16 protein-coding genes are annotated in these 20,642 nt (G+C 46.1%); 6 read left to right on the top strand and 10 right to left on the bottom strand.

Translation table 11 applies throughout. The features are described 5' to 3' along the window. Window positions 1–1,028 precede the first annotated feature (1,028 nt). Entirely contained in the window at window positions 1,029–1,154 is a 126-nt protein-coding gene (locus QUA88_RS09240; protein WP_333210192.1) for a hypothetical protein, read from the top strand. Between the two features lie 356 nt (window positions 1,155–1,510). On the opposite strand, the gene QUA88_RS09235 is transcribed toward QUA88_RS09240, so the two are convergent. Beyond that, the gene (locus QUA88_RS09235; RefSeq protein ID WP_333054505.1) at window positions 1,511–4,282 is read right to left on the bottom strand and encodes a phycobilisome rod-core linker polypeptide; all 2,772 of its coding nucleotides are present in this window, start codon (window positions 4,280–4,282) and stop codon (window positions 1,511–1,513) included. Between the two features lie 655 nt (window positions 4,283–4,937). Here QUA88_RS09235 and QUA88_RS09230 point away from each other — a divergent pair. After that, a complete protein-coding gene (locus QUA88_RS09230; protein WP_333054504.1) occupies window positions 4,938–6,122 on the top strand; it encodes a class I SAM-dependent methyltransferase in 1,185 nt (394 codons plus the stop codon). A 113-nt stretch (window positions 6,123–6,235) separates the two neighbouring features. On the opposite strand, the gene QUA88_RS09225 is transcribed toward QUA88_RS09230, so the two are convergent. Next, window positions 6,236–6,436 carry a hypothetical protein gene (locus tag QUA88_RS09225; protein WP_333054503.1) on the bottom strand — a complete coding sequence of 67 codons (201 nt, stop codon included), beginning with the start codon at window positions 6,434–6,436 and terminating at the stop codon, window positions 6,236–6,238. A gap of 478 nt (window positions 6,437–6,914) precedes the next feature. Beyond that, complete coding sequence (locus QUA88_RS09220) at window positions 6,915–7,313, bottom strand: DUF4342 domain-containing protein (RefSeq protein ID WP_333054502.1); 399 nt, start codon at window positions 7,311–7,313, stop codon at window positions 6,915–6,917. Window positions 7,314–8,142: 829 nt separating this feature from the next. Here QUA88_RS09220 and QUA88_RS09215 point away from each other — a divergent pair. After that, window positions 8,143–8,310, top strand: coding sequence for a hypothetical protein (locus tag QUA88_RS09215; RefSeq protein WP_333054501.1), 168 nt, complete (start codon window positions 8,143–8,145; stop codon window positions 8,308–8,310). Window positions 8,311–8,742: 432 nt separating this feature from the next. Next, a complete protein-coding gene (locus QUA88_RS09210; protein ID WP_333054500.1) occupies window positions 8,743–10,227 on the top strand; it encodes an ATP-binding protein in 1,485 nt (494 codons plus the stop codon). Between the two features lie 189 nt (window positions 10,228–10,416). Here QUA88_RS09210 and QUA88_RS09205 read toward each other — a convergent pair whose 3' ends face one another. From QUA88_RS09205 to QUA88_RS09190, 4 genes are all read right to left on the bottom strand, one after another. After that, complete coding sequence (locus QUA88_RS09205) at window positions 10,417–10,797, bottom strand: hypothetical protein (protein ID WP_333210197.1); 381 nt, start codon at window positions 10,795–10,797, stop codon at window positions 10,417–10,419. A 117-nt stretch (window positions 10,798–10,914) separates the two neighbouring features. After that, a complete protein-coding gene (gene secF, locus QUA88_RS09200) occupies window positions 10,915–11,883 on the bottom strand; it encodes a protein translocase subunit SecF (protein ID WP_333271340.1) in 969 nt (322 codons plus the stop codon). Window positions 11,884–12,077: 194 nt separating this feature from the next. Continuing rightward, window positions 12,078–13,475, bottom strand: a complete 1,398-nt coding sequence (gene secD, locus QUA88_RS09195; protein ID WP_333054497.1) for a protein translocase subunit SecD — start codon at window positions 13,473–13,475, stop codon at window positions 12,078–12,080. A 182-nt stretch (window positions 13,476–13,657) separates the two neighbouring features. Continuing rightward, window positions 13,658–14,641 carry an alpha-ketoacid dehydrogenase subunit beta gene (locus QUA88_RS09190; protein ID WP_333054496.1) on the bottom strand — a complete coding sequence of 328 codons (984 nt, stop codon included), beginning with the start codon at window positions 14,639–14,641 and terminating at the stop codon, window positions 13,658–13,660. A 194-nt stretch (window positions 14,642–14,835) separates the two neighbouring features. Between QUA88_RS09190 and QUA88_RS09185 the strand changes: the two genes are divergently transcribed. Continuing rightward, on the top strand, window positions 14,836–15,411 hold the full coding sequence (locus QUA88_RS09185) for a Uma2 family endonuclease (protein WP_333054495.1): 576 nt from the start codon (window positions 14,836–14,838) through the stop codon (window positions 15,409–15,411). A gap of 115 nt (window positions 15,412–15,526) precedes the next feature. Here the strand turns inward: QUA88_RS09185 and QUA88_RS09180 are convergent, their stop codons facing one another. Continuing rightward, a complete protein-coding gene (locus QUA88_RS09180) occupies window positions 15,527–16,900 on the bottom strand; it encodes an NACHT domain-containing protein (protein WP_333271335.1) in 1,374 nt (457 codons plus the stop codon). 389 nt (window positions 16,901–17,289) lie between these two features. Between QUA88_RS09180 and QUA88_RS09175 the strand changes: the two genes are divergently transcribed. Then, entirely contained in the window at window positions 17,290–18,129 is an 840-nt protein-coding gene (locus tag QUA88_RS09175) for an SH3 domain-containing protein (protein ID WP_333271332.1), read from the top strand. 129 nt (window positions 18,130–18,258) lie between these two features. Here the strand turns inward: QUA88_RS09175 and QUA88_RS09170 are convergent, their stop codons facing one another. Both QUA88_RS09170 and purB read right to left on the bottom strand, forming a co-directional pair. After that, the gene (locus QUA88_RS09170) at window positions 18,259–18,984 is read right to left on the bottom strand and encodes a M15 family metallopeptidase (protein ID WP_333054492.1); all 726 of its coding nucleotides are present in this window, start codon (window positions 18,982–18,984) and stop codon (window positions 18,259–18,261) included. Window positions 18,985–19,284: 300 nt separating this feature from the next. Beyond that, window positions 19,285–20,580, bottom strand: coding sequence for an adenylosuccinate lyase (gene purB, locus QUA88_RS09165; protein WP_333054557.1), 1,296 nt, complete (start codon window positions 20,578–20,580; stop codon window positions 19,285–19,287). Between the last annotated feature and the right edge of the window lie 62 nt (window positions 20,581–20,642).

The raw sequence follows: 20,642 nt of genomic DNA, 5'->3' as shown, positions 1-20,642 counted from the left end.
TGTTTTATTTTGCGGTCAATATCTTGATGTAGCTCATACAAATTTAGATTTTAGATTTTAGATTTTAGATTTTAGATGGGTAATGACTCATCACTATCGCGTTTGGGTTCTTCCCTCCCTGGCCCTTCTTTTTTTAAACTTTTATCATAATACGCGCTAACCAATTATACCTAATTTTTGCCTATAGGGAATGAAGGGAAATCACTAATGCCCGATAACTAGGTAATGGATCTGTCTGTGCCGATCGCAATTTTGTATATTGAAATCAACGACGAAGAGTGGGCGGTAATGTTCTCGCGTTAAAGTGGCTATTTGAGTACGGTTAACCGAATATCTAAAGGGCGGGTGCAAGTTTCCGCCCCGACTTCATAAACCAATATATTGTGTTTTCTATGCTGAATTGTCCGATAAATTATCCATATTCCGCCTCCGATACAAAAAATACTTGTTGTCAGTTTGAATAAAAAAACACGCTAGTATAGAAACCGCCAAGGCGGTTGCTATATCGCCATTAACCGATTAATCATGGCTGTAATTAATAATCCTAAGATTAGCGAAATCAATAAGCTAATCCGCATTTAAATTGCATAGTAAAATAAATTTTTTCTCTTGTGGGAAGTAGGGCTTGGGCCCGAAAGCCCGCCGTTAACATACAAATTAAATGCACAACAGCTTAGATCGACAAACCCATATTCTTTTCGTCCTATACTTTGTAGTTTGGTATTCTTGAGTGGCAGTTAGTTTAATTATTCAAATCCTAAATATACTCAGTACAGTCAATCGATTTTAGATTTTAGATTTTAGATTTTAGAGGCGACCCCACGGATAAATGCTCTTTCTTGAGGATTTTCGATTTTCGATTTTGGGTTGATTCCACGGATAAATCACGTGGCGGGTACCATCAAGAAATTCGTGGTCAGAGACCATACTGAATTGCCAACCATTTCTCACGCTTGCCTGCCCGTTATCAAATTTCTCAGTCTCATCAAACTGTGGTTCAATTTAGTCCACTTAAGTGGACTTCAGCTATGAGACAGGGATTTCAATCCCTGTCGGACTCTCGGACTCATCGATCGACCCCGATCGCACTTTTGGGGCGATCGGGTTTTGCTTTGAGTCCTAGCAGTGATAGAAATCCCCGTCGAGAGAGTTAAAGTCGGTTTTAACTGACATCTTGCAGCAATATCAATAAGAGGATTTTTCGTGGGGTCGGGCGGGTTTATAGAACCTATTTGCAAGCTTTAAGGCTGTTGGCGAACCCGCCCCTAGGGCTAATTGAGAATGGTGCAAGATATCAGTTAAAACCGACTGAAACGCCAAATCAAACGATCGCCCACCTCAGTCCTCATAGCAAGGACTTTAGCTAGGACACAGGGAGTTCAATCCCTGTCGGACTATGGGACTCGCCGATCGATCAACAGCGTAACATTACCAAAAATCCCCCGCTACAGCATTACCATAGCGAGGGATTTTTGTCAACCTACAAAATCAACTTTCTTGCAGTTTGTTGTTAGCTTCTGTCGATCGCAGCCACAGGCTCAAAACTCGGAACCACAATTTCACCATTCTGCTTAGTCAACTGGTTGTACAGTCTTTCAGTATTCGGGAAATTAGCAGCAGGTAGAGTCGGGAAGCGGCGGTAAGGAACAGTATCCTCACCAAAAGCCTCAGCATATTCAACGCTGTTCAACATCGCGTTGATAAAGCCCTTAATCCCTTTACTTGCCAAGATTTGGTTATAAGTCCGAATCTCCGCTTGATTGCGAGGAGCACGGCCCAAGAAGTGCTTCGTACCCAACTCAATTACCTTAGTATTGGGATAAGGTGCGTAGAACTGTTTGATGTACAGCGACGAGCAGCCCAAAGCCTCAATGAACTCCTTGAGATTGATTTCATTGTTGCCCAGTTTGCTTTCGAGCGCCGTGAATTCATTCTTCACAACGTAGGGGTTTAAATCGCGTTCAAAAATTTGACGGTAAGCAGCTTGAATTAAAGTTTTCAAAGCTACTTTGTCCGAAGTTGTCGTCAGCTTGAACATCTTAGTTTGTTCGCGCCGCTTGCTAACACCTTGAGCAATCCGACTTTGCAACTCGATATCGCCTCGGTTGCCTGCTGTACCCAGTTCAATAAACCGAGGAGTTTCGGGCGTCTGAGCTTGGAAATTTTGCTCAGCGATGGAACCCGATCGCATCGTCCGCATCGACAAACCACCGGGAGTCACATAGCGCTCGTAGGGCACTGTATCTTCCCCGAAAGCTTCGTTGTACTCCATGCTGTCCATGATGCTATCGACTAGCGCGTAGAAACCCTTCTTGGCGCAAATGTCAAAGTAAGCGTTCATTTCCTGACGGCCGTAGGTAGGGCGTCCCAGGAGTCGGCGGTGAATGTACTCGATCGCCTTACAAACGTAGAGCTTGCTCCAGTACATATTGCGGAACACATCAGACTTCGCCAACATCCGAATAAACTCGCGCATCGGAATCTCGCCGTTTTCCAGCTTAATTTCCGCTACCTTTTGGCGCTGCCCGTCGAACACATCGCGACCAAACACTTGCAGGTAAGCAGCCCGAATCACCGCTTGGGTGGAACTTTCGGTATATTTGACACTGGAAGAATTGCTGTAGCTGCTGGAGACACCGCGGGCAGTTTTCTTGGAAGCAACATAGTTGCTCGGTAACTGGTCTAATTTAAAGACCTTGGGGCCCAGAGAACCAGGAGCAGCACCGCGAGCCGCCGGATTGCTCAACTGATTGTCAATCCCCGCACCTTGACGGATCAGGATACGGCGAGTGTCTTTGCCGAAGGGAGCTGGACGGCTCTTGGGGTTGCGAGTTTCTTTCGGGAAAATCGCGCCGAACTGAATTTCTAAGGGGTCATTGCCAACACCGTAAACGTGCTGGTCTGGCAGAGGCTGGGTGTAGCCAGCAAACAAGGTGATGAACTGAGGAACCTTGCGGAACGGAGCGCTGAAATTGAACAAATCAATTTGCGGGCCCCAGTTGCGACACTCCTGAGCTTCTTGGCCCAAACCGCGCAGGTAAGGCACTGTTTCTTCGCCGAAGTAGTCGGAATACTCCTGGGAATAAACCATCGCGTCTACGAGGGCTGGCAGGCCGCCTTTGCTGACGATCGCAAAATACTTGCTAAATTCCTCCCGCGAGCTCAAACCGCGGCCGAGGAAGTGGCGGGCGGCAAGTTCTACAGCGCGGCTGTTGACAAACGGCTCGTAGAATTGCTGACGGTACAGAGGAGATTTGCCAAGGCGGCGAATAAACTCTTTCATCGAGATTTCGCCATTTTTGACCTTGGATTCCAAGTCAGAAATGCTTTGGCTGTATGCGCGGGTAATATCGCGCTCGAATACTTGGCGGTAAGCTGCTTTGACTACTTCTATCTTTTCGGCCGAAGACAGACCGGTTTTCATGACGAATTTCGACCGTCGCTCGGCTGCGTTGAAGTAAATCTGAGGCAGTTGCAGCCCTTGCTGGTCGTTGCTTTCGCGCTGCCGCACCTTGTCTGAAGGTGTGGGAGCTTTGAATTCGGTAATTGCTACGTCGAAATACTGTCCGACGATCGCACTAGCCTCTGCATTGTTTCGGAAATAGCCCAAAGATGCTGCCTTCATTTCCTGCATTGCCACAATTGTGGCCGCCGAAGAGCAAGCATTTTCGATGATTTCCCGCAATCCGCGCACGTTCACCGAAATAATATTCGGGTCGCCAGCGACAATTGCGTAGGTGATGTAACGCAAAAACCAGCTCAAGTCCCGCAGAGATTTGGTCATGTTGCCCGGGCCGTAGCGCGAGACATTGATCGGCTGAAATCCTGCTGGGATTGGGCCGCTGTAGCCGCCACCGTTGCCAGAAAATAGATTTCCTAGCCCCAAGAATCCGCCGCCGCCACCGCCGTTGCCGCCAGAGCGGCTTTCTACGTAGGTGACATTTCCCAGTTTCATGCCTTCAGAGACATTCGCCGAACCGCCACGTGCCGCCCCTGCTACAGCCATCGCAGGTTCTTGTGGTCTTTCCAAAAATGCCAGCGGGGAACCGCCGGTAAAAATCCGGTTAGCTGCGCGGGATACTATCAGTTCCGAGTTTTGGGTCAGCGTCGCAGAGATATCGATCCGAAGAGCCCCGGAACTGAAATAACTTGCCAGTTCGCTGAGTTCGCCCCGCTGTAGAAAGCGGTCTTGCTGTTCTGCTTGCGAAATTGTTGCGACCGGTACAGTTTGATATAGTTGCGGACGCGCAACCGAGCTTCCACCACTTGCTTTTACAGTCATTAGACTCTTTCGCTCCCTATCTAAATCGTTGCAGCATTTAACCAGACTAACCTTGCCTTCTCATGCAGGTCAAAGTAGGTATTTTTGCTTTGTTTACTTTTTGCCTTTACCTGTCACGAGGTTCGGGCGCGCTTACTTTCTTAGATTAAAATGTTTTGGTTTCATCTTTCTGCCTGCGGGTAAATGTCCGATCCGAAGGCAGGCACGGGGTACTCCCTCCGCTGCGATCCGTCGGTATACCCGTGGAAAAAAAGACTCGGCAGGAGAGTTGCCTTTGGGCGATTGCAGCCAGTGCCTTGAATTAAAGGAAAAGAAAATCAAAAATTTTCTTCTGCCTGTTTCGAGACCTGTTGCTCTTTTGAAAGACGCCTCCGCTTTACCCGACAGTTCAGCGGTGGGCTATTGACAGTCCTCGTTTGTTAAAAAGCCTGTCGAGATTTATTGTATAGATTTAAGAGAGCTTATATGAGAAAAAATGATAAGTTTTATTACGCAGAAGCTGTCAACCGATTTTAGATTTTAGATTTTAGATTTTAGATTGAAGAATCGACCCCACCGATAAATCCGGGGGGCGCGGATCAAATTGCTGTCGGTCAGTGGTCAGCGGTCAGTTGTCAGTCCAATCCCGAATCCCCAAGCCCAACAAATGTCACCTATGGATACTACACCCGATATCAGTGCTGCCGTGCGGCGGCTTTACGATACTTTCCCTTTCCCGCCCGATCCTTTGTCAGATGAACCGCCCCCAGGCTACAACTGGCGCTGGAGTTGGCCTGATGCTTACAATTTTTGCACCGGCCAAAAGCCGCCAAAACTAGATGTTCGGATTTTAGATGCTGGCTGCGGCACGGGTTCGAGTACCGATTATCTGATTCACCTCAATCCCGAAGCTTCGGTGACGGCGATCGACCTGAGTGCGGGTGCTTTGAAGGTAGCACAAGAACGCTGTCGGCGATCGGGAGCGCGCGAAGCAGATTTCCGCCACCTCAGCCTGTACGATGCCGCCGAGTTAGAGGGCGAGTTTGATTTGATCAACTGCGTGGGTGTGCTGCACCACTTACCCGATCCGATCCGGGGCATTCAAGCCCTGGCGGCGAAGTTGGCGGCGGGCGGTTTGATGCACATTTTTGTGTATGCTGAGCTCGGACGCTGGGAAATTCAACTCATGCAAAGGGCGATCGGACTTCTCCAAGGTTCCCAAAAAGGTGACTATCCCGATGGTGTGAAAGTCGGTCGTCAAATCTTTGCTTCTCTACCAGAAAACAACCGTCTTGTCAAGTACGAAAAACAGCGTTGGGCAGGAGAAAATCAGCGGGACGAATGTTTTGCTGATATGTACGTTCACCCGCAGGAAATTGACTACAATATCGAGACTTTGTTCGAGTTAATTGACGCTTCGGGATTGGAATTTATCGGTTTCTCAAATCCGGGATATTGGCAGTTAGAAAGACTTTTGGGGAAAGCGCCGGAATTGATAGAAAGAGCTCAGGGTTTGACGGAACGGGAGCTTTATCGATTAATTGAATTGTTGGATACGGAAATCACTCATTACGAGTTTTTCTTGGGCAAAAAGCCTGTTAATAAGATTGATTGGTCGGACGATAAGGCACTTTTGGCGGCAATTCCTGAGTTGAGTGGTTGTATGCACGGTTGGCCGAGTCAACAAGTGTTTGATTGCAATTACCAATTGGTCAATTTGTCAAGTGCTGAATTTGAGTTTTTGCAAGGTTGCAATACCAGAACTGTGGGAGAGATTTTGGCGGATGTGGAGATGGGATTGGATGAAGTGCGATCGATCTTATCAAAACAGCTAATTTTGCTCACACCCGGTAAAATCTAAGGGCGGGCTCTCCGGCCCAACTCCTACTCCCCACAATCAAATTAGCTTTTTGTGGAACAGGCATCTTGCCTGTTTTTTGCTCAGAGTATAATTTCTGTTAAATTCCCAATTAATCAAGGCTTTACAGTTGGAGGATTAACAGCCGTAATTTGTGAATAACGAGCGAAATCAGCAATGTTAAAAGTTAGGATATGGGTTAAACCATGAACTAGCATAGCAGCTACTAGCCGCGCATCATAAACGTTAACACCTACAACCTTATTTGCGATCGCCAGTCGCTCCCATTCTTGATAAATTGCTTCGGTATCCAACAACAGAGGAAAAAGCTGTTTTAAGCGATTAATTTCTGCCTATCCTTCTATTGCAGTACGCCCTAATCCATGTCTCTGAATCGGGCGCGTGCAAACGTTGCTTAACTCTCGGTTTGGACTAAGGAATGAGAATTAAATAACTTCCACAAGTTTGTGGAAGTTATTTCTCATTCCTCAGTTCCCAGGCTCCAGCCTGGGAACCAGTTAATCCTGGATGCACGTACTAGGATTTCCTGTCATTGCGAACGTAGTGAAGCAAGTCTGACTGGTGGTTGGATTTTTGCCCGTAGCAATCCCTAGTTTTTCTTGCAATTATTCAATGATTTTTTGCAGCCCCAGTACCATTTCTACAAGTTAAGCTTGGCTCAACTGCTATATTTCGGTTTTTTTCTGCTTTCTGGTTGCTGCGGGCTTTTTCATTGGTTTATTTTACCAACTTTTGTCACCGAAGTTTTTTTGACCTGAATCCTTACGAATTTTTTTATTCTGTTCTTTCAATGATGATGGTCATGTGAGCTACTAATGCACCTATCGCTCCTACTGCTGCAATGACTGGAAACAACGCCGCACCGATGACTCCGCCGACTACTCCCACTGTCAAAGGAACTTCTACTAAGATCCGTCCCTCTTCATTTTTGATAATGATGCGGCGGATATTTCCTTCGTGAATCAGTTCTTTAACTTTAGCAACCAAATCGTCGCCGTTAATTTTTACCTCCTCGACGCTAACTTTTTCCTGAGTATAAGCAGGGGTTTCTAGAGGAGTCGTTTCAAAATTAACCTCAGAAACTTTTTGGGCAGAAACTTTTTCAGATACAGGTATTGATTCGAGCTCTCTTGTCCCGACTGGTTCTTGTGCGCGATCAGTAGGTGTGTCCATTTTTTGTTCTCCTTTTAGGTAAAAGTATTTTTGTATAGAATGATATTGAAATATAACACGCAACTTTTTTTGAATCAATCATTCTTTTGGGTGATATTGCTGCTGCTGTCGTGATTTTCTGAAGGTATGATGATGAAAATTCTCTGACTCTCTCGCTTCTGGGCTTATCCCATCTGTCCCTATCTCCTTGTGCCGTTTGGTTAACTGTCTGCTTCTGGCCCTCGCACCGCCTAATCCTTGAAAAGCGTCCAATCCAGACAACGAAAGGATGAGAGCGACTTCCACACTCTCAGAGACTCAGGCTCAACAGGTGTACAGGTTGAAATACTGACATTGTACTGAAAGTACGATCGTCCCGCCGTGTATACAATTACCACCTCTCGTTCGGGAAACCGCACATGAAAACCGTCGCTTACTTTCCTCAAATGTTATTTCAATTTAGCTCAGTGCGATCGCCACATCAAACCCGACCCCCCGAGGTTCCTCAAATCAACATCTTAGAGTTTCTAATGAGAATTGCCTAAAATCAAGGGGGAGGAGAAGTAATAATGATCGAAATATTACCGCAACTAAACCAACTTGTTCACATTGAAGTTGAATTTGGGGAAACGGAAAGGTAAAATAGAATTATTTGCTTCTGCTTCCTCTTGATTCTCCGTGTCCGATTTGCCAGCGACAAAGTTTGAATCTCAAGTTGGGAACCCGATGGTACTTTTCTGGAAAATTTTAAGGCACATCAAGCGGATGTGTCGAATGTGAGTTTTAGCTGCGATCGCACAACTTTAGCATCTGCCGGGAAAAATTTCGTTGGTGAAGCTTTGGAGTCTCGATGCGGCTAAAGTATAAGCTGCCGAACTTGACAAATTGCTCGCCATCGGCTGTCCTTGGCTCTGAGACTACCTACAATACAATCTTCGGGTTGAGTGCGATCGGCATTTGTGCAAAAAAACTGACAATTGACATTTCTTGGCAATTGCCGGAAACCTGTTTTGCCTGAATTTTCAAATCGGGCGATCGGCTGCTGATTTGTCGCTATTCTTGTCTTATTGTAATATAATTTTACGCAAGGGGCAATACGAAATGTACTGCCACAGGTCGCAGATGTCTATCCATCTGAACCAATTTAATGTCATCAAACATTAAAAATAGTTATGACTGTTATATTCGGATTAGTAAAATCTTGGATATATAAAATTCAATACATAGTCAGGTTTCAAAGGGGTGTCTGCTGTTAAATCAATCTAACCTGCAATATCATTTCTGGTGACACCAGCACGATTTAAGGAAAAAAATCCTGCTGAATTAACTGGATTCGAGGGAGCAGAGGAAAGTTGATGACTAAGCTATAAAAAGAGTTGAAAAAGCCTTCTAAATAGTAGGCAATACTCCAGCAGCAAACCACAACTGCCAATTACCAAAGGAGGGAGCAGTGTATGAAACTGACGGGTTGAGTCCCCTAAAATCGTCGCTTGGTTTGCGATCGACTCTACAGGAATTAACCCTGTACGACTTTCTCCTAGAATCTGAGTGTCCGGGAGACGAAGTTGCTAAAATTTTTCAAGCAAACCCTTTAGTTCCGGGCATCATCATCACTCAGCAAGGAAAGTTTATAGGGATGATTTCGCGGCGGCGTTATTTTGAACACATGAGCCGCCCCTACAGCTTGGAGTTATTTTCTCAACAGCCTTTGTTCATACTCTACCGCTTTACTAAAACTGATATGTTGGTTCTCGATCGCGACACCTCAATTATGACAGCAGTGCGGCAGTCTTTGGAGCGATCGCCCGAACTAATCCACGAACCAATTGTAGTACAAGTAGAACCGGAAACTTACAAACTTTTAGACGTACACCAACTGCTGCTTTCTCAGTTGCAAATTCACGAGTTATCAACCGTGGCGATGCGCGAGTCGCAAGCACAATTGAGACATCAAGCCCAACAGCTCGAACTTGCCCTGCTGGAACTTCAGCGCACTCAAACTCAACTAATTCAAACAGAAAAAATGTCTTCTTTGGGGCAGTTAGTAGCAGGAGTAGCTCACGAAATCAACAATCCCATCGGCTTTATCTACAGCAATTTGCACCACGCTAAAGAGTACACGCAAGCTTTAATGCAGATGCTCGAAATCTACAGGCAGCAGTGTCCCGCATTCATACCGGAAATTGCAGCGGAAGCGGAAAAAATAGAACTAGATTATTTGCTAGAAGACTTGCCCAGAGTCTTAAATTCTATGCAGCAAGGTGCAGAAAGAGTGCGCGACATCGTTTTGTCGCTGCGGAATTTTTGCAGATTAGACGAAGCTGAAATGAAGCAAGTCAACATTCACGACGGTATCAACAATACGATTATGCTTTTGCAAAGCCAGCTTAAAGGAAAACCGGGGCAGGAGGCGATAGAAATTCACAAAGAATACAGCGACTTGCCACTGGTGCAGTGCTATCCCGGACAACTCAATCAGGTATTTATGAATATTTTACTTAATGCAGTTTACGCTCTGGTTGAGTCTAATACATACGAAAATGTCGATAAAAAAAACGCAAATAAGTCGCAATTAGGCGAAAAAAATCAGTCTAGTACAAAGACTCAATCATCAGTTTCTAAGTCTACCCGCCTGATTCCTACGATTCTGATTCGCACCGAGTTAATTGATAAAAAAAAGGTAATAATTAAAATTTCTGACAACGGCCCGGGGATGACAGAAGATGTTCGGAAGCGGTTGTTTGACCCTTTCTTTACTACTAAGCCGGTCGGCCAAGGAACGGGTTTGGGACTGTCGATTAGCTATGAAATTGTTGTCAACCAACATGGCGGCGCATTGAAGTGCTTTTCGGAACCGGGAAAAGGAGCCGAATTTGCGATCGAAATTCCGCTTCAACAGTCTTCCCTCGCACAGATTTTGCCTCGCTTTGCGTGATACAACAGAAGGAAGTTCGGCAACGAGCAATGTACGGGATTTAACGGATTTAAAATAATTAGCATCTACTCAAAGGTGGTCAGAAACCGGGTTTTTCACCCTCATATTTGCTTGCAGCGCGCAGATTCGGTAAAAAACCCGGTTTCTTAGGTTGGAGTGCGTCTAGGACTAAAGAATAAAGCCCGTCAGCTACCGCGAACCTTTGCAAACCCACTTCCACAAAGGATGACTCGGCCCCTGTTGGCGAATGCGGCGAACTTGTTGTTCCAAACCCTGTTTTTCCCGCAGGGGCAATCCTCGCACCATATTGCGACTTTGCCAAGTTAGCACTCCCAAAGTCATCCCCAAGCACAAACCTAAACCGAGAGTGGGCCAGCGATGAAAAGATAAACCATAGCGCACTGCGACCCAAGTGAAGTGTTCTAACCACAAAGCGATTTCGCGGCGCAAACCCCAAATGCTCAAAGAACCGACGCTAATCCACAGCAATATCACCGTTAACCAGCGGCCGTAAACTGTTAGTTTGTGAAGCCTTTGGACTTCAATTTCAAAAGTTTGGTCAGTAGTCATTTGTTATTTGTCATTTGTCATTTGTCATTGGTTATTGGTTATTTGATGATTTATTATTAGTCAGTCAACAGTTAACCGTCAACAGTTAACCGTCAACAGTTAACTGTTAACAGTCAATTAAACTTCCTCGGACTGGTTGATTCCTTCTGCGGGGACGGGGATGGAGTGACCGGTGCGACTGCGCCACCAAGCTAGCAGCGTACTGGCAACGAAAATACTGGAATACGAACCAGCAATAAAACCGACAATCAAAGCTAAAGCAAAGTATTTGAGGGTTTCGCCACCAAACAAAAAGATTGAAAACAATGTCAGCAGCGTGGTAAACGTTGTGTTAATTGACCTTCCCAGCGTCTGCATGACAGCATCATCGACAATTTGATCGATCGACCGACCCGGATTTAGCTTGATTACTTCGCGCACGCGATCGTAAATTACCACAGTATCGTTAACAGAAAAACCGATAAGTGTCAAGAGCGCGACCACAAATAAACTGTCAACTTCCAGTCCTTGAACTAAACCCAAAAACGAGAAAACACCAAGCGTGACCAACACGTCGTGAAACACAGCCACAAAAGCAAAAAAGGCATAATCCAACTGAAAGCGGAATGTCAGATAAGCAGTAATTCCAGCAAAAGAAACCAACAAAGCCAGCAAACCAGAAGTAAATAACTGTTTGCCGAGGGTAGGCCCAACCGTATCAATTTGAGTAGATTGAGGAGCAAAAGCGCCTATCTTTTCGCTCAAAGCTGTTTGCAAATTAGTCCGCTGTTCGACATCTAAAGTTTTTGTTCGCAGCGACAAACCCTGCTGTTCTTGGCCGATAACTTGAATGCTACTGCCCGCTAAACCTTGGGTGTCCAGGACTTCACGGACAGCAGCAAGATCGATGGGTTTACAATTTTCCGGTTTCGTGCAGTCTAGTTCAAATTGCAGCCGAGTGCCACCAATAAAATCTAAACTGGGGCGCAGGGGTGCGCGGATGTCGGGACGAGTCCAAGAAATCGCCATCGACACTATACCTGCGAGGATTATAGCGGCGGAAATACTCCACCAGAGCGATCGATATTTGATTACACTGAATTTCATAATTTGAAGGAAGAGGGAAGTTCGGCAACGGATTGTGTAAGCTGTTACGCATCTAAATTGTATTTTTGGGCGGGCGGGACGCCCACCCCACAAGAATTTGCTCGAATTTGATTGTCAAATGTAGATGCGCCTCACCTTAACGAATGTAACGGATGTAAGAAGGAAGGAAGAAGTCAACAGTCAACAGTCAACAGTTAACTATTAGCAGTTTTCGACAAATCGGGACAGAACAACTGAGGTTTCCGCAGGGCTGGAAAGCTCAATACTACGAACAGCAGAGTGCGGCTGCAAGTGAGCGCAGTAAACATACTCACTAATACGCCCAATGCCAGAGTTACAGCAAACCCTTTAACTAAACCAGCGCCCAACCAGAACAAAGCAACACAAGCAATAACTGTTGTGACGTTGCCGTCTAAAATGCTGGAAAAAGCGCGGTAAAAACCCGATTCGACCGATCGATAAAGCGATTTCCCCGCCCGCAACTCTTCGCGGGTGCGCTCAAAAATCAGCACGTTAGCATCCACAGCCATCCCGATGCTGAGCACAAAACCAGCAATTCCCGGCAGCGTTAATGTCACTCCCAAAAGCACGAAAGCTGCCCAAGTTAACAGAGCATAAATTAACAGCGCAATATTGGCAATTACGCCAGGGAGTCGATAGTAGGCAACCATGAAAATCAAGACTAAAATCAAGCCGCCGATACCTGCGTTAATACTGCTTTGAATGCTGTCTCTACCCAAGGTAGCGCCGACAGTACGGTTTTCTACAATTTCGACTGGTACCGGCAAAGCGCCGCCCCGCAGTTGCACTGCCAAATCGTTGGCTTCTTGGGTTGTAAAGTTGCCTTGAATTACGGCACTTCCACCAGTAATTCCTGTTTGGGCAAATTCAACGCCGACGACTGGAGAACTGATCATTCTATCGTCTAGGAAAATACCGATACTGCGTCCGGTGCCTGCTAAATTTTTAGTGAGTTGGGCAAATAGTTCGCCTCCTTTGGTATCGAAAACAAGAGCAACGTTCCAGTTGTTCCCAGAAGCCAAGGGTTGAGGTTGAGCGTCTTTGAGGTTTTCGCCGCCGAGGCCGCTGCTTTTGAAGAGTTTGGCGATCGCCTCATTGCTTCTTGTCAAAGCAGCCTGATTTTCTTTAATAGCTGCCTCATTCGGGCTAATTTTCAGTTCTGCTTGTTTGACCAGCAATTCCTGCTGCAACTGCCTTTCAATGCCCAATTGTGCTTCTGTTCCGGGCAGTTGTTCCAGAAATTCTAGCTTGGCCGTACCGCCCAAAACTCGTTCTGCTTGCTGCGGGTCATTTACTCCTGGCAACTGCACGAGAATTTGGTCTTCTCCTACTGTTTGGACTAATGCTTCGGAAACACCCAAACCGTTGACCCGGTTTTCGACAATCCGCCGCACTGCTTCTAACATTCCCTGGTCAATTTTGGGAATTGTGGGGGTAGTTTTTACTTGAATTGTGAGTTGCGACCCTCCTTGCAAGTCTAATCCCAGCCGCGTCGGAATTGTTACTATTACAGTAATGGCGGCGATGATTAGAACAAAAATTAGGGCTAATAGGGAACGTTGTTTTTGCATATTTAATTATTAGTCATTAGTCATTAGTCATTAGTCATTGGTCATTAGTCAGTAGTTAGGTGCAAGAAATAATCAATCGGTGCATCCGTTTTTTAGCATCAATGTCCTGCTGGATATCGTTAGTTTTAGCGAACAACAAAAGAGTGATAACTAATGACTAATGGCTAATGACTGATGACTATTTATACTCGCAAAGCTACCATTTTTTGGACGGCTTCGACAATTTGATTGGGCTGGACAATTGTCAGTCTTTCCAAATTGCCGTTGTAAGGTGTGGGAATATCTTGTGAAGACAGGCGCAAAACTGGTGCGTCGAGTTCGTCAAAAAATCGATCGCTGATTGAGGCAATTAGTTCGGCACCGATGCCTCCTGTTTTCATGCACTCCTCTACAATAATTACTTTGTGAGTTTTGCGAATGGATGCGCCGATGGTCTCCATGTCCAAGGGTTTGAGAGAAATTAGGTCGATTACTTCTGGATCGTAACCTTCTTTTACCAGGGCGGGCACGGCTTGCATGACGTGGTGTCGCATCCTCGAATATGTCACGATTGTGACATCTTTGCCCGATCGCACAATTTCTGCTTTGTCCAGCGGCACTAAATATTCTGTTTCTGGCAAATTTTCTTTGAGGTTGTAAAGAAGAACGTGCTCGAAAAACAGAACGGGGTTATCGTCGCGGATGGCTGATTTTAAGAGTCCTTTGGCGTTGTAGGGAGTCGAACAGGCGACTATTTTCAAACCCGGTACTGCTTGGAAATATGCTTCTAACCGCTGGGAGTGTTCGGCGCCGAGTTGCCGGCCCACGCCCCCGGGCCCACGAATTACCATTGGCATTTTGAAGTTGCCGCCCGATGTGTAGCGCAGCATTCCGGCGTTGTTGGAAATTTGGTTGAAGGCCAGCAGCAAAAAGCCCATGTTCATGCCTTCGATGACCGGCCGCAATCCCGTCATTGCTGCGCCTACTGCCATACCCGTAAAGCTATTTTCGGCGATCGGGGTGTCGAGCACTCTAAGTTCGCCGTATTTGTTGTAGAGGTCTTTGGTGACTTTGTAGGAACCGCCGTATTGACCTACGTCTTCGCCGAGTACGAATACGGAGGAGTCGCGGGCCATTTCTTCGTCTAACGCCTCGCGGAGGGCGTTGAACAATAAGGTTTCTGCCATAGGAGGTGAAGCAATGATTGCAGGAGGGTCAGATTAGAATCTTAACCTTTCGGGGGTGTCGATCTAGGAGTCGATCGCAAATTCGGCAGTTAAAACCTGAGATTTTGCCAATCTTTATCATAACATTTGTATTATGTCAATGAATATTTAAGTTAGAATAATACTAACTTGCCTGCCCACAGCAGAGGAATATTATGATCCAGACAAAAACTCAACTAACTCTGGAAGAGTTTTTCGCTCTTCCCGAAGGAGAAGGCGATATTACCTACGAACTTATTGACGAGCAAGCAGTACCGAAGATGTCACCTAAAAAATTTCATTCTCGCCTCACCCGAAGCCTAATAAAACTCCTCGAACAGTGGGGTGAGGAACGGGGAGAAATTGGTGTAGAATGGGCGGTAAGATTAACCAGACAGGGGCGAAACTGGGTGCCAGTACCCGATCTTTTATATGTTTCTTACCAACGCTTATCTCCTGACTGGAATCAAGATGAAGCCTGTCCTGTAGCCCCAGAATTAGTCATAGAAATTATTTCACCCGAACAAACTTTCGGTCAGTTAGCTGCTAAAGCGAGAGATTATTTAGATGCTAAGGTATTGCGGGTTTGGGTAGTAGATAGTAAGGCTAGAAGCATTACAGTTTTTTACCCCGATGCAGCACCGCAGACTTATATGGGAGATACCCTATTAACAGATCCACTTTTTGATGGATTAGAATTTACTGCTAAACAGCTATTTCAGATGGCAAAAATACCACTAACCTTCTCTTAGATCCCAGACTTCCTCTAGAAGTAGGGGTTCTGGATATTGGGTTGTTTTGAGCGAGGCTTACTTAATTGCTCATTCATTTGCCAACTCCATATAACAACTAACGAATAACTAATGACTAATGACTAATTTCCGAAAAATGTTTTTGCAACAAATCGTGAATAAATCGATAGCGCCGATCGCCCGTTTTTTGCAGCAACAAGCGATCGCCCGCAGCATCGAGAAAACGCCTGTAATCCCAAGGAATGTAGCCGTTAGACCACAGAACCAGGCGCAATATAAAACTTTCAATCCCCGGAATTCCCGGCAACAAAGCACTAATTACCGCAGCAACAGCACCCGCAATCAATCCCCAAATCGACCCGGAGACTAAGCTGGCAATTAATCCCAAAATCACCCAAATCAGCCCGCCAAGCAGCTTAACTCCAAGCTGATACTTGCGCCGCTGCTCCTCTGTTTGCAGCCAGCTAGACGGTATGCGATCGAGGTAAAATTCTTGAATTCCTTGCTCTTCCATCCTTCTCGCCAGCCATCCCAGCCAGTAGCGAATTTGTTCGGGCCGCAGTTCCTTACCTCTGGGATACTGCTTGACTTGCCCGGTGATTTGGTGGCGAATATAGGCAGTTAAGAGATATTTGCGCTGTTCTTCGGCCGAAGTTATGCGCTTCCAAGCTTCAATTAAAATATCGTCGTAAGCCAAAGCCATCATGCTCAAAAGCAAGGGAACTTTTGCCAATTTCAACAACTCCGGCTCATGCTCAATGCTGTACCAAAGTTCTCGACTTCTGGCTTCTAGCAGATAATTTTGGATTTTAGTTTCTGTTAAAGGTTTCAATAAAACCGCTGCTTGCAGGCGAAATCGACTTTCGCAGTTTTTGTAAGCATCAAAACTGCTGCAAGCTACTAAATGTTTGGGTTTGAATTGGCTTTCCACAAACTGATTGATTGCTTGAATGCAGCTATTTTGGCGGTGGGTTTCCACTTCGTCCAAGCCATCTAAGAGAGGCAGCAATTTTTGTTCGGCAAGCCATTTTTTGCCGACAGCAGGAGAGATGCCGTATTTGAACTGAAGTTGAGCAATTAACCAATCTGCGATCGCCCCGGATTCTGCTTTCCACGATCCGAGTTCAAACAGCACTGGTACTGGAAAACTAGCATCTTTTTGGGCGCGGGAAATTAACACGCGAGCTAATTCTAGCAGCGTCGTAGTTTTGCCTGCACCCGTCGCTCCCAAAATTACCAATTTGCCACCGGTGCGATCGAACACTTTGGCAATGCTGGCTTTGGGAGGAAGCCGAAAACTCGGACGGTTCCCCGCTTTCACTTCCACATCCCAACAGCGGTTAACACCAACAGGCGACGAGTCTTGACTGAGGTTAGCCAGCACAGCAGCGTGCAAAGACTGCGCGAGGCCTGCTTGGACTTCCTGCTTCACCTCCTCCAACAATCGATCGCGAGGCGGTTGTAATCTCAGAGGAATCAATTTTGACATTTTATGTACCTCGCGCTGAACGCTTACTTTCGCAAATTTGCGCGCAAATAACCCAGAGCAAGATTACCATCAGTATAGGCGTCCAGTATATATTGACTCAAATTATTGCGACAATTATGGATCTGAAATTTTATCTAAAAATCCTGACAAGCGAATTTCAAAGCTGGTACCCGCCACGTGATTTATCCGTGGAATCAATCCCAAATCGAAAATCTAAAATCCTTGCGTCCCCCGAATTTATCTGGCGCAAGTCAATCCAAAATCCAAAATCTAAAATCTAAAATCGAATGACCCTGTGGTCGGCACTAGGTATTTCCACTATAAATTAACTGGCGATCGCCCCAACTCCCAAACAAAAATTATTAGTATAGATACAGAGAGGGTTTTTTATGTCATTTACGAAGCGTCAAATCATCACAGTAAGCTTAGCAGGAGTGGCAACAGCGGTGGGAGTGGCCGTTGCAACTATACAGTCGGGTGCGATGAAACAATCCAATCCTCCCCTTGCAGAATCGCCCGCATCCACCAGAAACCAGATTGCAGGGCCGACGAAAAACCCTGAATCTCGGCAACCAGAACCTCTGCAAGCACAAACCCAGGCGGCAGAATCTCCGAAATCCCAGCCCCAACCGGCAAAAACACCAGCACTTGAATCCTCGCTAGTTGCAGGAGTCCCTCCACGAAAAGTTGAGCCCGTAGTTGTCACACCGCCAAATTCGGGTTGCAAAATCAGCCAAGCTGTAGTCAGCGATCCGAATCCACCGCTAAATGTGCGATCGATCCCGCAAGTAAGGGGCAGCCAAATAGTAGGAAAACTTAAAAATAATACCTTTGTTTCAGTCGCCGAAGAACAAAACGGTTGGCTGCGAATTACAGATCCGCCCGGTTGGATTGCCAAAAACCGCACCGAAAGCAGTTGTTCTAACGTCAACCAGCAGATTAATTTTCGGCCGGGAGGAGATGAGGCAATTGTTAAAGGTCGAATTATCGGCGGCGGCACTCACTCTTACCGGATTCGCGCCCGAAAAGGTCAAACAATGACTGTTAGGAATCGGAAAGATGTTTTTCCGCAAATTATAACTCCTCGTGGCCAACTATTAGCAGGAAATCCTTATGAAGGCAATGAAACAGAGTGGACGGGAAAAGTGCCAGTAACAGGCAATTACACATTACAATTAGACTCGAATTTCCGGGGATACGAATACGAATTTTCGGTAAAATTGCGATAAATATGCAGGTTTATAGAATGATAATTACGCACGGGTGGTCAGAAACCGGGTTTTTACGAGAAGACGCGTTGTGGCGCACAGATTCGCGAAAAAACCCGGTTTCTTTGTCGGAGTGCATAAGTCCTAAAATTAAGGAATCGCCCCAAGGGATATATCAAGAATTGCAAACTTCTGCCAATCCTCCGAATCAAAGTGCCACCATTCGGTTGTGATACCCATAAATCCGTGTTTTTTCATCGCATCCTTAAGCACTTGACGATTTTTCCGAGATTCTGCGCTGCCGCCTTGATAATCTCCGTGAGCTTTTTCGGTAAAATCATCGTAAGGTGTAGGCATTTCTAATTCTTTGCCGGTGCGATCGACTAAAGTCAAATCAATAGCAGCACCGCGATTGTGCCGCGAACCCCTAGCAGGATTAGCAACATAGCGCGGATCTGGCCAAGCTTGCCACATTTGCTTAGTGACAGAGAAAGGCCTGTAGCAATCGTAAACTTTCAAACCCAATCCGATTTTTTCCAAATCAGTTTGAACTAGCCCTAACTTTTGAGCAACAGAACTTCTCAAGGCGCATTTCGATATAGGGTAAAGTTTCCGTTTCAAGAAATTGTTAGTAGTGGCGTACCGGATATCGAGGCGAATGTTGGGATTTACGGTGCGGATGTCAACCAGTCGCGCCCCAGGGGGAAGTTGACTCATGAAAATGCTTTCTGGTACTACTGGGTTTGGTTCTGGTTGGGTAATTTGCACTTGTGGTGGCTCCTGGGCGCGGACAAATGTTGTATAATTCAGTGTGGTTGTAGATAGTAATATTAGAGCGAATACAATTAAATATTTTGTAAATCGGTTTAATTTCATAGCTGTGTTAAGTGGATATTTAATAGAGTTTTTACATTGGATATTTTGGGGAATTTTCGCGCTTTTCGTGTTGTCTGTCATCCCGCCAGACCGACAGGGGTTGAAACCCCTGTCTCATAGCTAAAGTCCTCTGAAGAGGACTGAAATATTTCTCTAAAACTTTTATTTTATGAGTCTTTCAGTCGGTTTTAACCGACTTTAGCTATGAGACGGGGGTTTTAACCCCCGGCGGACTGTGAAACAAGCGCGAGAACGCTCGCTCTCTTTTCTCTCTGAGTCATTTTTAATTGTTAATTCTCCTCAAATTCCCAAGCGCTGATACACTAAATCTAAGTGCCTCAATTGATACTGCGGATCGAAACAATCATCAATCTCTTTGGTGGTCATCTTAGCTGTTACCCGATCGTCCTTAGCAATTAAATTGTAGAAATTGCCGCCCGGTTTGTTCCAGGCTTCGTGAGCACAAGATTGCACAATTTTGTAGGCGTCTTCGCGACTCGTGCCTTTTTCTACTAAAGCTAACATCACCCGCTGGCTGAAGATGACTCCGCCGTAAAGGTTCATGTTTTGCTTCATGTTTTCGGGATAGACTAGCAGGTGTTTTACTAAGTCTGTGGTTTCTACTAACATGAAGTGAGTTACTGTAGAACTGTCGGGCAAAATCATCCGTTCTACGGAACTGTGAGAGATGTCTCGTTCGTGCCAAAGCGCTACGTTTTCTAAGGCTGCGACGGCGTTGGCGCGGACGATTCTCGCCATTCCTGTGAGTCTTTCCGATCGAATCGGGTTGCGTTTGTGAGGCATGGCGGATGAGCCTTTTTGCCCTTTGGAAAAGAATTCTTCGACTTCGAGAACATCGGTGCGTTGCAGGTTGCGGATTTCTACTGCAAAACGCTCGATCGATGCTGCTAAGAGTGCTAAGGTTTGGACGTATTCGGCGTGTCGATCGCGCGAAATGACTTGAGTCGATGCGGTATCGGGTTCGAGTCCGAGGTTTTGACAGGCGATCGCTTCAATTCGCGGATCGATATTAGCATAGGTTCCGACTGCGCCGGAGATTTTGCCGACTGCTATGGACGATTGCAAATTCACTAATCGGTCGCGGTTGCGAAAGACTTCTGCCAGCCATCCTGCTAGTTTAAAGCCAAAGGTGATGGGTTCGGCGTGAATTCCGTGCGATCGGCCAACCATCACGGTATTGCGATGCTGTTGAGCCTGATAGCGAATAGCTTGACTCAATTCTTCGACACGTTCTAACAAGATATTGACGCTAGCGACTAATTGCAGCGCCAAAGCGGTATCGAGCACATCGGAACTGGTTAAGCCGAGGTGAATGTAGCGGCCGGCATCGCCTACATATTCGTTGACATTTGTCAAGAAGGCGATCATGTCGTGGCGGACTTCGGCTTCTATTTCGAGGACTCGTTTCGGGTCAAAATTAGCCTTAGCTTTGATTTCTTCGACTGCGGCGGCGGGGATGTAGCCGAGTTCGGCTTGAGCTTCGCAGACAGCGATTTCTACTTGCAGCCAGCTTTTCAGTTTGGCGGTTTCAGTCCAGATGTTGCCCATTTCGGGCAAAGTGTAGCGCTCTATCACGGTGGGAGTTGGGGAATGCGATCGTCCTATTGTACCTCTGCGAGGCGATGCAAGGGCCATAG

Origin of the sequence: Microcoleus sp. D3_18_C2, from assembly GCF_036702395.1 — a bacterium.
Lineage (GTDB): Bacteria > Cyanobacteriota > Cyanobacteriia > Cyanobacteriales > Microcoleaceae > Microcoleus.
This window is presented reverse-complemented; position numbering and strand designations above follow the sequence as displayed.